We start from the raw sequence: 16,247 nt of genomic DNA, 5'->3' as shown, positions 1-16,247 counted from the left end.
ACAGTTATTTTATGAACAAACAGCTATTACGTCCATTTTGGGCCCTGAACATGCTACTTGGAGTAAGTGCTTCGGCATTTGCCCAGCAGGCTACGCTTCGAGGGCGAGTAATGGACCAGAAAGGCAGTTCCTTGGTAGGTGCTACAGTGCGCTTTGAGGATATCCAAAAATCGCTGTCTACCAATGCGAATGGGGACTTTAGCTTGGATAGACTGCAAATGGGGAAATTGCGTCTGAAGGTGAGTATGGTCGGTTATGCCTCCCTTGATACCTTGATTCAGGTAAAAGACGGTAGTAACCCCTTGAACTTATACCTTAAATCCAATGAAAGTGAGTTGGAGGAAGTCGTGGTGATCGGTTACGGTACGCAAAAGAAAAGTGAACTGACAGGCTCAATCAGTACCGTTACGGCCAAGGATTTTCAGAAAGGACAGATTTCCTCCCCCGAGCAATTAATTATGGGGAAGGTACCTGGAGTACAGATTACCACAAGTGGCGGGCAGCCCGGAGCAGAGAGTACAATTCGTATCCGTACAGGCGCCTCATTGAATGCGAGCAACGATCCACTGATCGTCGTAGATGGAGTACCTTTAGCCGGTGGATCGGTATCAGGGATAGCAAACCCGCTGAGCTTAATCAACCCCAATGATATTGAGACGTTCACCATTCTGAAAGATGCTAACGCGACAGCTATCTATGGTTCGCGTGCATCCAATGGGGTTATCCTGATTACAACAAAAAAAGGTAGCCGTTCGGGAACGCAGATCAATTTTTCTACACAGAATTCACTCGCAACAGTAGCCAATAAAGTGAAGTTGCTCAATGCGGATCAGATTCGGGACTATGTTAATGCGAATGGTTCTGATGCCATGAAAAAACTGTTGGGAACTGCCAATACCGATTGGCAGGATGTAATCTATGGTAACGCCTTTACTACGGACAACAACGTTAACATTGCTTCTAAAGCAGGCAATATGCCTTATCGTGTCTCTGCGGGATATATGAACCAGGACGGTGTGCTGAAAAATGATAACCTAAAGCGGACAACAGCGGCATTGGCTTTGACCCCGAAATTTTTGGATAATCATCTTTCATTGGACGTAAATGTACGCGGCACTTGGTCGAAGTCGAAATTTGCAACACAGGATGCTATCGGAACAGCAATTCAATTTGATCCGACACAATCGGTCTATGTAGAGGACAAGAATAGCTTTGGGGGATACTACGAGTGGATCCAAGGTGGGAAGCCTAATCCGAACGCGCCACGCAACCCACTTGCATTGCTGGATTTACGCAAAGATAATGGCGATGTTTTCAGAAGCATCGGAAATGCAAAGGTGGATTATAGTTTTCATTTTCTTCCGGAATTACATGCCAACTTGAATGTTGGTTATGATCTGGCACGGTCCAAGGGGAATACATTTACGCCAGCGATTGCGGCCCGTAATTTTAATGAGGGCGGTGAGCGTACAGAATATAAAACCGACATCAACAACAAAACGCTGGAGTTCTATCTGAAATATGATAAAGAATTACCGGCAATAAAAAGTAATATAGACGCGACAGTCGGCTATGGCTATTATAAAAATAGCACAAAATCATATAATTTTGCCCGTACCAATGAAGCTGGGGAGGTCTTAACCTCGGTAAACTTGCCTTTTGACCGGCCTGAAAATCTACTGATATCCTATTACGGTCGTCTGATCTATACCTACGATAACCGCTATGTACTTTCAGGGACACTACGTACCGATGGTTCTTCACGCTTTAGTCAGGACAACCGCTGGGGCTATTTTCCTTCTGTAGGTTTTACATGGCGCGCAAAAAATGAGAGTTTCCTAAAAGATCAACAGACGATCTCTGATTTAAAATTGCGTCTGAGCTACGGCAAGACAGGACAACAGGATGGTATTGCCAACTATTCCTATATGCCAAATTATACCATAGGTGGTGACCAGTCAATGTACCGTTTTGGAAATGAATATTATTACCTGTACTCGCCAGTCGTTTACGATGGTGATATCCGCTGGGAAAGTACTTCAACCTACAATGCGGGCATTGACTTTGGTTTTCATAACAATACGGTCTATGGTAGTGTGGATTACTACTCCAAAAAGACCAAGGATCTCCTGAGTACTATACCAATTGCTGTTGGATCTAACTTTAGCAATTTTCTGCTCACCAATGTCGGCAATATGGAAAATCAGGGGCTGGAGGTCAACCTGCATGTAGTACCCGTCAAATCCGAACATTCCACACTGGATTTTGGAATTAACTTTACCTACAACCACAGTAAGGTGACCAACTTGACCTTATCAGATGATCCGAATTTTATAATTGAAACCGGCGGAATCCGTGGTGGAACCGGAAATAATATACAGGCACATATGGTCGGTTATACCCCCTATAGCTTTAGGCCCTTTCAACAGGTCTATGATGAAGCGGGGAAACCGGTAGAAGGTCTGTATGTGGACCGTAATGGTGATGGAGTCATCAGCGACAGCGACCGTTATATGTATAAGTCTCCATTGCCAAAATACTTACTGGGTTTCACCGCTGCATATTCCTATAAAAAATGGTCAGCAACAACAACCTTAAGGGCTAATTTGGATAACTACGTCTATGACAACGTTTCGTCAAACTTTGGCAGCAGCTATAATGTGATCGACCAGGCTTCCTTGGTGATCAATAATGCACCGGTGGATTTTCTGAACAGCAACTTCAAGGAAAAACAGCTGCAAAGTGACTATTACATCAAAAATGCTTCTTTCTTAAAGATGGATAATTTCAATGTGTCCTACCAGTTCGGTCAATTTTTACGGAACAGCAAGGCTAATCTATCGATTTCAGCAACAGTACAGAATGTATTTACCGTATCCAAGTACAAGGGGGTGGATCCTGAAATTTCAAATGGTATCGACGACCGTTTCTATCCACGGCCACGTACCTATGTTTTGGGGATCAATGTCAATTTTTAGGAAGGTGAATCTGTAAACATTGTAATTAACACGAACAAAAATGAAAAAACTAAATAACTATATATCGGCTTGTTTGTTGGCATTGGCTTTATCCAGCTGCCATAAAGATCTGGATCTGAAGCCGACCAATGACGTGACTGCCGATGTGGCTTACAAAGATTTTAAGGGGTATACCATGGCCTTTGCGCGACTTTACGGTAGTCTGACCATGCCAAGTACAGCCGGACCCAATAATTCTGATCTGGGTGGCTTGGATCCGGGGACTTCTGATTTTTTACGCCTTTTTTGGAATGCGCAGGAACTGACAACAGACGAGGCTGCCTGTGCCTGGTTGAACGACCCGGGTATCAGCGGCCTGGATTATCTTAATTTTGACGATAGCAATCCAATGTTGCGTGGTCTTTACACACGCTGTATCTACAGCGCAACCCTGGTCAATGAGTTTCTACGAGAGAGTACAGACGCAAAATTGAGTGAACGTGGCATATCAGACGCTGATAAAGCAGAAATTGCATACTATAGAGCCGAAGCACGATTCTTACGCGCTTATAACTATTGGGTACTCCTGGATCTTTTTGGCAATCCACCTTTTGTGACCGAAGAAACTGCTGTGGGCAAGGTTCCGCCGCCTCAGATTAAAAGACCGGATCTTTTTGCATATGTGGAAAAGGAACTGCTGGCCGTAGCTGAACAGTTGAAAGGTGCAAAGCAGAATGTGTATGGACGGGTAGACCAAGTGGCAGCATGGGGTTTGCTGGCCAGACTTTACCTCAATGCCGAAGTTTATTTGGGGGCTGGCAATAAAAAATACAGCGAAGCGATTACTTATTCCGAGAAAGTGCTAAACTCAGGATATCGCCTGAGTACAGGCTATGGCGAATTATTTCGTGCGGATAATGATGTCAACAATCCAGAATTTATATTCTATCTACCTTATGATGGCACAAAGACCCAAAGTAAAGGTGGGACGACTTACCTGATCAATGCCGCGATTGATGCTTCCATGAATCCGACTTCTTTTGGTGTCCCCGGTGGTGGATGGGCCGGAAATAGGGTACGTGACAACATCGCTGCAATTTTTGGTGACTATTCTGGAGCCACAGACAAACGCGCCATGTTTCATTTGAATTCCAGTGTGAAGATCGAAGATATTGCCGTGTATAAGCAGGGACTGGCTGTAACTAAATTTAGTAACATGAATAAAGATGGCAAGACTGCGCCTACCGCTGCAGAAGGTTTTGTCGCTTCGGTGGATTTTCCGTTGATCCGTCTGGCAGAAATGCACCTGATCTACGCTGAAGCTACTTTGCGGGGTGGATCGGAAGGAACAGTGGCTAAAGCCCTGGATTATGTCAATAAATTGCGCATACGTGCTTATGGGAATACCAGTGGAAACCTGACCAATCTTTCTTTGGATAACGTGTTGAATGAGCGGGTGAAAGAACTGTACTGGGAGGGATTTCGACGCTCGGATTTAATCCGTTATGGCAAATTCACCGGCGATAATTATCTCTGGCCATTTAAGGGTGGCGTGTTAGCCGGTCAGGCAGTACCGAGCTACCGGACTTTGTTCCCGATCCCGGCTGCAGATCTGATTGCCAATTCCAATCTCGTGCAAAATCCGGGCTATAATTAATTGCTTATCGAATGATAAACCCATATTCCATCTGTGAAATGGAAAAAGAAAAGATTTATACATGAAACTAATACACTATATCGGAATAGCGCTCCTCGTGCTGGTGGCTTTCCAAAGTTGTAAAAAAGACGAAACGCAGGCCCGGCTTCATCCGACAGAATCGGTAAAAGCCGCCGCATTGACGTTGGATAAAAATAATCTGACCCTATCAAAAGCAACCGCTAACGATACAGTCTTGCTCCTGAATCTGGTGCAACCGGACTTTGGGTATCAGGCTGCGGTAACAAATGTGATCCAGTTTGGACGCAAGGGTGATAATTTTAAAACAGTGAAAGAAGTTGTGATACCCAATGGACACAGTGCAATTGGATTCACAGGTTATGAACTGAATAGCTACCTGTTGGCTCTTGGTGTGCCTACTGGTGAAGCATCGGATTTTGATATACGCCTGAAGTCCAGTATCAACGCTAAGATTGCGCCTGTATTTTCCACGATCAGTGGTTTAAAAGCCAGTCCCTACGCATCCACCAGTTATCTATATGCCATAGGGGCTTATGAAGATTGGGTTGAGGCCAATGCTGAATCGTTGATTTCGCCAACGAGTAACGGGATTTATAGTGGAATAATCTATTTTCCAGAGGGGAAATTGACATTTAAACTGACACCTGAACGAAATTGGAGCAATTCGTATGGAGAAACAGAGCCGGGTAAAATAGTTTACAATGGTGGTCAAGATATTAAAGCTCCACGCACAGGCAATCTTGAGCTTGAAGTCAATACAACAGCGAATACCATTATATTCAAAGATCACAGCTGGGGCGTCATCGGTAGTGCGACACCAAAAGGCTGGGATGCAGATACCGACATGAAATACGATAACGCCAACCAAGTATGGAAGCTCACTGTAAACTTGACTGCGGGCGCGATTAAGTTCCGCAAGAATCACGAATGGGGAACGAACTTTGGCGGGGCAAATGGAAACCTTGTCGCGGGTGGTGCTGATATCGCAGTAGCGAATGCCGGAACTTATGATATCATCCTTGACCTCAATGCGAATACATACACTTTAACTAAGAAATAATGCCGACTAAATTAAAAAAAACAATACGACTTACCGCAGGAATTGTGGCACTAACAGCGCTTGGATGGAGCCCCTTAAAGGGGCAATCCATTCAGCGGGTAGAACCGTTAAACTGGTGGGTAGGAATGGAGAACCCAACGGTACAGCTTGTGATCTACGGTCCTCAGATCGGGAAAAGTGAGGTTCAGGTTGATGACAAAGGCGTTGAACTCATTCAGGTAAACCGCGTGGAAAATCCCAATTACCTGTTTTTAGACTTAAAAATCTCCGCCTCGGCTAAACCGGGATGGTCTACTTTCACCTTCAGTCAAGGAAAGAAGAAATGGACTTATCGCTACGAATTAAAACAGCGAAACCAAGGGGTCAAAGCGCAAGGGGTAAACAGCAAAGACTTGATCTACCTGATTATGCCCGACCGTTTTGCCAATGGCAATAAAGCAAACGACCGGGTCAAAGGTATGTTAGACCAGAGTCTCAACCGCGACTCCATGTATTTACGGCACGGTGGAGACTTAGAAGGCGTGATCAATAAACTGGACTATCTCCAAGATCTGGGGGTAACCTCGGTATGGATGACTCCTGTACTCACGAACGATATGCCCTTAGCGTCTTATCACGGCTATGCCAATACCGAAACCTATCATATAGATCCACGTTTTGGAAGTAATGAAACCTATGTCCAACTGGGTGAGCAGCTGCACAAACGTCGGATGAAACTGATTTTTGATGTGGTACCCAATCATATCGGCAGTTTCCACTGGACAGTGAAAGACAAGCCGATGGCTGATTGGCTCAACGAATGGCCTAGCTACACACAGACGTCATACAAAGACCAGACAATTTTTGACCCCTATGCCTCTGCGGCAGATAAAAAGAAAATGGTCAAAGGTTGGTTTGTCCCTACTATGCCGGATATGAACCAGCAAAATCCATATGTGCAGAATTATCTAACACAAAGTCATATCTGGTGGATCGAAACGGCCGGAATAGATGGATTTCGTATAGATACTTATCCTTATAATGATCTTGATTTTATGGCCCAATGGACAGATCGCATTCAACGCGAGTACCCCCAGTTTACTTTTTTTGGCGAAACCTGGGTGCATGGTGTTGCCAATCAGGCATATTTTCTGGGCGGCAAACATGTTGGCCAGGAAGTGGACTCCAAATTGATGGGGGTGACGGATTTCCAGTTGAATTATGCTATTGGCGACGCTCTTAATCAAAAGACGGAATGGACTGCAGGTGCAAATAAGCTGTACTCAACCTTGGCATCGGACTATCAGTACCCACAACCAGAATGGAATGTACTTTTTTTGGATAACCATGATAAAGACAGGTTCTTTTCTGTGGTCGGAGAAAATATCCAAAAATATAAATCCGCAATGGCATGGTTGCTGACGACCAGAGGTATCCCACAATTATACTATGGTGCAGAAATTCTGATGAAGAATTTTTCCAACCCGGACGGTCTCTTGCGTGAAGATTTTCAGGGTGGTTTTGCCGGAGACAAAAACGATAAGTTTACAGCTTCAGGTAGAACGGAAGCTGAACAGGATATGTGGACTTTTGTGCGTACCCTTGCCAACTACCGCAAACAACATGCTGTATTGCAGTCTGGGAAAACCATGCAGTATGTACCTGAAGATGGTATTTATGTTTACTTCCGCTATAATGAGCAACAAACTGTCATGGTGATAATGAATTGCAACGACCAGGAAATGGAAGTCAAGCTTGATCGTTTTGCTGAACGGAATGCAAAAGCGACAGGTTATGTGGATGTCATCAGTCAGCAGGGACTGAAACTAGTTGATAATAAAGTCAAATTAGCGGCTTATGAGACCAAAGTCCTTGACCTTAAATTTTAATACAAGGCGATATTTTAAATTTCATTTTTTTCAATGATTAATTATACTACAGTAAAAGCCGTAATATTTGATTTGGACGGTGTGCTGGTGGATACGGCAATTTACCACTTTCAGGCTTGGCATAGGCTGGCTGAGCAATTGGGCTATTCCTTTTCATTGGCTGACAATGAGCAGCTAAAGGGCGTGAGCCGCGTTGAATCGCTTGAACTTATTCTGAAGTGGGCAGGAATGGAGAAATCGGAACAGGAGAAAGCACAATTGTTGCAACAGAAAAATCAATGGTATCTCGAGCTGATCGAGCAGCTTAGTCCTGCGCAGCTCTTGCCCGGCAGTTTGGCATTGCTACAGCGGCTTCGCGAAAAGGATATCCTGATTGCACTTGGATCAGCCAGCAAGAATGCGTTGAGCATCCTTCAGAAAACAGAGATCGTGGGCTATTTTGATGCGCTGATCGATGGAAATGCCGTACAGACCTCAAAGCCAGATCCAGAAGTATTTCTAAAAGGGGCGGAAGCATTGACCATACAACCACGATACTGTCTGGTATTGGAAGATGCACAAGCGGGAATAGATGCTGCGAAAGCAGCTCAAATGCGCGTGATCGGTGTTGGAAAACCTGAAAACCTCATTGGGGCGGATGCGCTGGTGGAAGACCTCAGCGAGCTGGTAGAAAGATTTTAATTGAGTAGAACAATCAACGTATGAAAACATATATCAAACATGATCCTTGGCAGATTATCGAAGATCAGTTTAGACCCGATCACAATGAGTTTTCGGAAAGTATTTTTGCCATCGGCAATGGTCGTATGGGGCAAAGGGCAAATTTTGAAGAGTATTTTAGTGGTAAAAGTTTACAGGGATCTTACCTTGCTGGAATCTATTATCCTGACAAAACACGAGTAGGCTGGTGGAAAAACGGTTACCCGGAGTATTTCGCCAAGGTAATTAATTCTTTTAACTGGATCGGTCTGGATATTCTGGTCAACGGGCAGCGACTGGATTTGGCGAAGGTCAACATCCGCTCATTTGAACGTCGTCTGGATATGCGGCACGGTGTGTTGCAGCGTAGTTTTGTCGTTCAGCTGCCCGACGGTGCTGAAGTTAAAGTTGATGCAACCCGTATGTATCATCTCTTTGCTTCCGAGACAGCATCCTTGCAATATAAATTGCAGGCATTGACAGGTGATATTGCCATTGAGCTGACTTCTTTTTTGGATGCCGAGGTACTTAATAGAGACAGCAACTACGATGAAAAGTTTTGGGAGTCGTTGGCACAGGGACAGCAGGGGGATAACTTATTTGTTTCCTCGCGAACGAAAAAGACGGGCTTTGAAGTCTGTGCTGAACTCGAAACGCTAGTCACAGGAGCGGCTGGAGTCATTGAGGTGGGACAGACCATTTCGGAAAATGGCTATATGGCCCAACGCTATCGCGCGACAGTGGGGAGGTCACAAACACTCTGTATTGAAAAAAGAGTGGCGATTGTCACTTCCGAAAACCATGCTGTAGAAAAGTTAAAGACTGTCGCCACAGAACGGCTGACTGAACTACGGGCGTTTGATTTTGACCAACTGAAGGAAAAACAGTCCAAAGCCTGGAAGGCGATCTGGGACGAAAGTGACATCGAAATTTTGGGAGATATAGCCGCACAGCAAGCTATTCGGTACAATATCTTCCAGCTCAATCAAACATATACGGGTGAGGATGCCCGATTGAATATCGGTCCAAAAGGTTTCACGGGAGAAAAATATGGTGGAGTGACCTACTGGGATACCGAAGCCTATTGTATTCCATTTTACCTGGCGACGCAATCGCCAGAAGTTGCACGCAATTTACTTTTGTACCGCTATCAGCAGCTGGATAAGGCGATAGAAAATGCAACGAAATTGGGATTCGGTAATGGGGCGGCCCTCTTTCCGATGGTGACGATCAATGGAGAAGAATGTCACAACGAATGGGAAATTACTTTTGAAGAAATTCACCGCAATGGTGCTATTGCTTTTGCCATTTACAATTACGTACGTTATACGGGGGATACCGATTATATCTGGTCGCATGGATTGGATGTATTGATCGCTATCAGCAGATTCTGGGCACAACGTGTCAATTGGAGTGCGGATAAACAGCAATTTGTGATGCTGGGCGTAACCGGTCCTAACGAATATGAGAATAATGTCAATAATAACTGGTATACCAACCGAATTGCCTCCTGGTGTCTAGAATATACTTTAGCGTGTCTTCGAAATGCTGAAAGATCTCAATCGGCAATTTTTGCAAGTCTAGTAGACAGGTTAAAATTAACTGCCGAAGAACAAAATCATTGGCAGCATATTATCGACAACCTCTATTTCCCTTACGACGAGAAGCGGAAGATCTTTTTGCAGCAGGATGGCTTCCTGGATAAAGAATTGATCCCTGTACAGGAACTCGATCCGTTGCAAAGGCCGATCAACCAAAAATGGAGCTGGGACCGTATTTTGCGATCCTGTTATATCAAACAGGCTGATGTGCTCCAGGGTTTCTACTTTTTGGAAGAGCATTTTGGTGATGATACTCTGGCCCGTCATTTTGATTTCTATGAACCCTTGACTGTACATGAAAGTTCACTTTCACCTTGTGTTCATGCCATCCTTGCTGCAAAACTGGGCAAAACCGCCAAAGCTTATGAGTTTTATCTGCGCACAGCACGTCTGGATCTGGATGACTATAACAACGATACCGACGACGGCTTGCATATTACCTCAATGGCCGGTACATGGATGACCATTGTAGAAGGCTTTGCAGGGATGCGCGTAAAAGATGGACAACTTTATCTCAACCCAATGTTACCGCCCGAATGGGAGGGCTATAAGTTTCGTATCCTATTTCGTGGCGCGACACTGTTGATTGCGGTAGACGCCGATGGCTATACGATCGAAAATATCAGCGACACTTCAGTCCATATCCAGACGGCAACCGAAGATTTCGTACTGGCTGGACAGGATAGAAAACAGGTGTCACAACTCAGATAAATCCATAATTTCAGCGATGTTGGATCTAACCCTACATTGCTGAAAATGGGGATTAAATGGTAAATAAATTGTATTTTGTCTTAAATTTTGATAGCCTATTATGGGAAAGAAACCTGAATTAAGTATAAGCCAGGTCGTAAATATGAGCTTTGGGTTTTTAGGAATACAAATGGGCTTTGCGCTACAGAACGGCAATGCTTCGCGTATCCTACAGACTTTTGGTGCCGATGTGGAGCACCTGTCGTTATTTTGGCTGGCAGCTCCGATAACAGGTATGGTCGTCCAGCCCATTATCGGTCATTATAGTGACCGGACGTGGACGCGTATGGGGCGCCGTCGCCCCTATATTTTAGTGGGCGCTCTGCTTACCACATTGACATTGTTTCTCATGCCCAATGCAGCCTTGTTTACAGCTTTACTGCCACCACTTTGGATCGGAGCGGGGCTGCTGATGTTTATGGATGCATCCATTAATGTGACTATGGAGCCGTTCAGGGCACTTATTGGAGATAATCTGCCTAGCGCGCAACGTAGCCTTGGTTTTTCTGTGCAAACCTTTCTCATTGGAGTAGGAGCTGTTGTCGGGTCGTTACTGCCCTATATCCTGACCAATTATCTGGGGGTTGCTGGTACTGCGGAGCCAGGGCATGTGCCTACGAATGTCATTTATTCCTTTTATGCCGGTGGTCTGGTATTGTCGCTTTCGGTGTTATGGTCGGTGATCAAAACAAAGGAATATAGTCCATCGGAACTGAAATCATTTACCGAAGAAACCGTCGAGACCGTAGATAATACCGCTGCATTTGGATTAACTACGATTGTTAAGGATATTAAAGCTATGCCCGCGGTAATGAAGAAATTGGGCTGGGTACAGTTTTTTTCCTGGTTTGCATTATTTATGATGTGGGTGTATACCACGCCGGCTATTGCCGAATCTGTGTTTTATCTAAAAGCTGGAAACCGCCAGAATCTTTATATGGAAGCCGCCAATTGGGTAGGCGTGCTGTTTGGAATTTACAATGGGGTTTCGGCCCTGTATGCCCTGTTTATCCCCACGATTGCCAAACGATATGGGCGCAGTAAAACCCATGCTTTTGGACTGATTGTGGGTGGTCTTTCGCTGATCTCGCTGTTTCTGATCAAAGATGCCACATTGCTTATCTTACCGATGGTTGGTATCGGCATCGCCTGGGGGAGCATATTGGCCATGCCATACGCCATCTTGAGCGACCATTTACCGCCGACAAAAATGGGAGTATATATGGGCCTCTTTAATTTTTTCATTACACTGCCGCAGATTGTATGTGGTTTTTTTGGTGGTATGATTATTAAATTCATCTTCCAGAGCCAATCGATCTATGGCTTATTGCTGGCAGGCATATTCATGTTTTTGGCCGCATTCTTTGTCCCCAAAAGCAAGCAATAAATTTGAGGCCTGCGTGTGACACTTATGTCACATGCAGGCCCCAAAATCCACCTAGCTTATTTCTTGTCGGAAGATTCAACTATTTTCAGTCATGTAAACACTTGGAGGCATCCCATAATGTTTATGGAAATCCCTTGAAAAATTGGATTGAACGGTATAACCGACCATGGTCGAAATCTGAGTAATGTTATATTCTCTTTGAACCAACAATTCCGCCGCTTTCTTCAAACGCGATATATTGATCAACTCGTTAGGCGTGAGATCAGATAAACCTTTAATTTTACGATATAGGGTTGGCCGGCTCATATTCATTAACCGAGCCAACTCGTCAACATTGAGATCTATGTCTGATATATTGTCGTAGATCACAGTGTTGAGCTGGCTTATGAAATCCTTGTCGGGAGCCGATACATTAATATCCTTCAGATTAGAAATGGAAGAATTTGTGAAATAATTTTTGATGATCTTACGGTTGTTAAGGATGTTTCGTATCTGTACGGTTAGGAATTCCAGTGAAAAGGGTTTTTCGATATAAGCATCGGCACCAATTTTCAGGCCTTTAATTTTAGAATCTAGTGCATTTTTTGCTGTGAGGAAGATGACCGGGATATGGCTGTACAGGATATCGCTTTTGATACGCTTGCATAAAGCGATGCCGTCCATAATGGGCATCATGATATCTGTCAAGACGAGCTGTACATTGTCCTGGTCCAATATCTCAAGTGCTTCAGCGCCATTGCCTGCACGCAAAATGGTGTAATCAGTTTTTAGTTCTTTATTGAGGTAAGCCAGTATTTCTTTATTGTCTTCGACAATGAGGATGACGGGTTTTTCAGCATTTTCGTCTGCTTTCCCGTATAATTTGCCTTCCTCATGATCTGCTGTTTCTTCGAGAAGAGGCTTGATATCAAGCGACTGTTCCTGAAGGATAGGAAGGGAGAGCAGGAAGATGTTTCGATTTTCTTCGGTATAGGCTAAGGACAAAGACCCCCGATGAAGTTCGACCAGGGAACGAGAGAGAGGGAGGCCTATACCTGTCCCCGTATCTTTGTTTGATTCGTTCAGCCGATAAAAGGGTTCGAAAATCTTTTCTCTCTTTTCGAATGGAATAATATCGCCGTCATTTCGAAATTCGATATTGAACATAATATCGTCACTGTTGAAGGGAAGCAATTTGACATGGACTTGATGAGCGGCATATTTTATGGCATTATGGATTAAGTTGGTAAATATTTTGCGCAAAGCTTCTTCATCAACTTGGGCAGTGAGTGTAATCCGGGGCAAGGAAAGATCATATTGCAACATCTTTTCTCTTGCTAGAGTGTTTAGGTCATTGAATACGTCAAGTAACAAGCTGTTAATGTCTGTTTTTGTAAAGATAAGGCTCATATTATTTGTTTCTGCTTTTCTAAAATCCAGAAGCTGATTGGTTAGCCTAATCAGCCTCGTTGTGTTTTTTTCGATCAGGGCAAGATCATTTACCGTATCGTTATCCTCTAATTGATGTGTTCGGATGAGTTTCTCCAATGGCAATTTAATCAGCGTCAATGGTGTGCGGATCTCGTGCGCAAGGTTGGTGAAAAACTCGAGTTTAAGATTGTAAACTTCCTGCTCCTTTTTACGTTCGTAGCTATCCATCTTCTGTGCATTATTCGCTTTGATCAGCAAAAAATAATACCGCAAGATCAATAGAACAATTGTGCTAATGGTCAAAAAGTAAAGGACGTAAGCCCATACTGATGACCACCATGGAGGCGAAACGACAATACGTAGTTCTTTTTCCATCGGGTTCCAGATCCCATTGTTGTTAGCGCCCTTGAACTTAAAAGTATAACTTCCGGGAGGAAGCTTATTATAATAGATTTTCTGGCTGCCGGTGATATCTGTCCAGCCTTTGTCATATCCTTCCATGATATAACGATAGGGATTGCTCTTTGGGGAAACAAAGCTCAAAGCTGCGATATTGAAACTGATATTGGAACTGTCGTAGGTCAGGCGGATCTCTTTTGATAGGGTGATGGATTGTTTTACTATACCATTTTCATGAACGGGTATGCTTACATTGTTGATTTGAATGCCACTAATGAATATAGGTGGAATAAAGTTATTCTTAATAGATTTTGTAGGGTTGAAGCTGACCATTCCTTTAATGGTGCCAAAATATAAGGTACCGTCGCTATCTTTAAAAGCTGAATTATAATTAAACTGATCTGCAGGAAGCCCGTCTCTCGATGTATAGATAATCCTACGGGGGATACCTTCATCCAGCCTGATCAATCCACCACCTGTTGATATCCATATGCTGTTATTGTCGTCTTCCAGGACTTTAAATACCTGATTGGAAGGTAGACCCGATTCGGTCAGATAGTTGGTGAAATGCCCATCACGGCGGTATTTTGAGAGGCCGCTTTCAGTGCAAAACCACAGGTTTTTTTTGCTGTCTTCGAATAAACCATTGACGTAATTATTGACCAGAGTATTTTGTTTACCTTGCTCGGATAGTAAATGTTGTATCTCTCCCGAACCCCGGTTATATTGATAGACTCCGCTACCATAAGTATTGACCCAAAGTATACCGTATTCATCCTCATAAATTCCCTGTATCCATGCTGTAATGGGAAGGAGATCAAAACTGTCTCTATTTTTGTTGTAGACGTATAATGCGCGGTCTGTTCCGACAAACATGCTGTTGTCCCTGGACTTATAGATGCAAACGGCAAAACTGCTTTGTAATCGGCCTGTGCCGATACGGTCATAGTGTTTTTTTAATTTTCCGGTCTTTACATCCAGTATATCAAGTCCATGTGTTGTAGAGCCTACCCAGAGATCATCGCCGATCGTCGCCAAGCCATGAACATTGTTATGTGCAATACTTCCTTTTTTTCCATTGGCAACAAAATGCTGAATCTGTTGTGTCTGAGCATCAATTTTGTTTAGCCCCCCATCTTCGGTGCCTATCCAGAAATTTCCATAGTTATCTTTCTTTATATCGTGTACGATATTCCCTGATAGAGCCGATTTCCCAAATCCGGATAAGTACTTTTTGAAATTGTCGAATTGATTGCTGTATTGGTTAAAGCCGCCAAAAAAAGTTCCAAACCAGATATTATCTTCCCGGTCTCGATAGAAATTTAAAACAGCATTGTCAGATATGGCAAATGGGTTGAGCAGATCTTTTTTGATGTGTTGGCTTTCACCTGTGTGAATGTCATAAGTATATATTCCCGTCTCTGTTCCGATCCAGTATACCGACTCTGTCTGTTGAATAATGCAATTTGCCTGAATAACTTTGTTGGGATAATGGTTTGCAAATAGATTTTTTAACGTTCCATTTTTAAAATCAAAAAGGTAGGCTGAATTGATGGTGCCGACCATAAGCAGAGAATCGTTGATGGCGTAAACAGTCTTGGTATTGGCCAGTGCTTTCCGATCATTTTTTTTGAGCGCAATTTGAACAAATTTGCCTGTGTTAACTTGATATCGTTCTATGGTACTGTTATTGTCTGTGGTCCACAGACCGCCTTTTTTACTACTGGTAATGGCCACCAGCGTGTTTTTGTTTTGATCGAAAGAAACGATCTCTGTCGTGTAAGGATTATAGCGATAAAGTTTCCCGTTGGAAAGCAACCAGATAAAACCGGCGTACTCATGTATGGCATTTACCTCACCTATTGGTATTCGATTAAATGCTTTGAAGTTTTCTTTAACCGGATCGTAACAGTAGGTGCCCCATGTCGTTCCCACCCATAACACTCCTTTGCTATCAGTAAGGATACTTAAAATAGATGAACTCCCGATGCTTGAGGGATCTGAAGCATTGTGCCTAAATATCTTAAATTGATTGCCGTCAAAACGATTGAGACCATTCCTTGTTCCTAACCATAGAAAGCCCTGAGTATCTTGTGTAATACACTTCACAGAACTATTGGAGAGACCATCGTGGGGCTGATAGTTTTTAAAATAGAGTGATTGCGCCTGCAGGTTAGTCCATACGAGCAGTAGATATAGGATAGGTATAAAGGTTATTCCGTGCACAATTTATAATATCTATCTAAAAATAGTCAATAAAAAAGAAAAAAAGAGATTTACTGATACGCTATGATATAAAATTGAGACGCTATGATTGGATTAACAGCAATGATTTGGCGATTTTTATGGTACAATAATAACCAAAGATAAACGTATGCCTTGCCCTAAAATTATGACAACAAATTGTTGTATTTCTATTTTTCAGCGAGTTACTTATT

General features: G+C 43.4%; 8 protein-coding genes. 7 read left to right on the top strand and 1 reads right to left on the bottom strand.

Annotated elements, in window-relative coordinates:
- The first annotated feature begins 11 nt into the window (after positions 1-11).
- The 7 genes from D7322_RS06320 to D7322_RS06290 all read left to right on the top strand — a co-directional run bounded on the left by D7322_RS06320 (position 12) and on the right by D7322_RS06290 (position 12,000).
- Positions 12-2,978 (top strand): SusC/RagA family TonB-linked outer membrane protein, encoded by a 2,967-nt coding sequence (locus D7322_RS06320; protein ID WP_121122378.1) that lies wholly within the window; start codon positions 12-14, stop codon positions 2,976-2,978.
- A 40-nt stretch (positions 2,979-3,018) separates the two neighbouring features.
- Positions 3,019-4,614: a RagB/SusD family nutrient uptake outer membrane protein gene (locus D7322_RS06315; RefSeq protein ID WP_121122376.1), complete on the top strand. Its 1,596-nt coding sequence runs from the start codon at positions 3,019-3,021 to the stop codon at positions 4,612-4,614.
- 61 nt (positions 4,615-4,675) lie between these two features.
- Positions 4,676-5,695, top strand: a complete 1,020-nt coding sequence (locus tag D7322_RS06310; protein ID WP_121122374.1) for a SusE domain-containing protein — start codon at positions 4,676-4,678, stop codon at positions 5,693-5,695.
- On the top strand, positions 5,695-7,563 hold the full coding sequence (locus D7322_RS06305; RefSeq protein ID WP_121122372.1) for a glycoside hydrolase family 13 protein: 1,869 nt from the start codon (positions 5,695-5,697) through the stop codon (positions 7,561-7,563). The genes D7322_RS06310 and D7322_RS06305 overlap by 1 nt, the downstream gene beginning before the upstream one ends.
- Positions 7,564-7,596: 33 nt before the next feature.
- A complete protein-coding gene (gene pgmB, locus D7322_RS06300) occupies positions 7,597-8,244 on the top strand; it encodes a beta-phosphoglucomutase (RefSeq protein ID WP_121122370.1) in 648 nt (215 codons plus the stop codon).
- Between the two features lie 20 nt (positions 8,245-8,264).
- Positions 8,265-10,574, top strand: a complete 2,310-nt coding sequence (locus tag D7322_RS06295) for a family 65 glycosyl hydrolase domain-containing protein (protein ID WP_121122368.1) — start codon at positions 8,265-8,267, stop codon at positions 10,572-10,574.
- A gap of 100 nt (positions 10,575-10,674) precedes the next feature.
- On the top strand, positions 10,675-12,000 hold the full coding sequence (locus D7322_RS06290) for an MFS transporter (protein WP_121122366.1): 1,326 nt from the start codon (positions 10,675-10,677) through the stop codon (positions 11,998-12,000).
- Positions 12,001-12,075: 75 nt separating this feature from the next.
- Here D7322_RS06290 and D7322_RS06285 read toward each other — a convergent pair whose 3' ends face one another.
- Positions 12,076-16,035: a hybrid sensor histidine kinase/response regulator transcription factor gene (locus D7322_RS06285; protein WP_245971267.1), complete on the bottom strand. Its 3,960-nt coding sequence runs from the start codon at positions 16,033-16,035 to the stop codon at positions 12,076-12,078.
- Positions 16,036-16,247 lie beyond the last annotated feature (212 nt).

Source organism: Sphingobacterium puteale (genome assembly GCF_003627955.1).
In the GTDB taxonomy this organism is placed as follows: domain Bacteria; phylum Bacteroidota; class Bacteroidia; order Sphingobacteriales; family Sphingobacteriaceae; genus Sphingobacterium; species Sphingobacterium puteale.
Note: the sequence above shows the minus strand (reverse complement) of the source record. Positions and strands in the feature narration are given on the sequence as shown.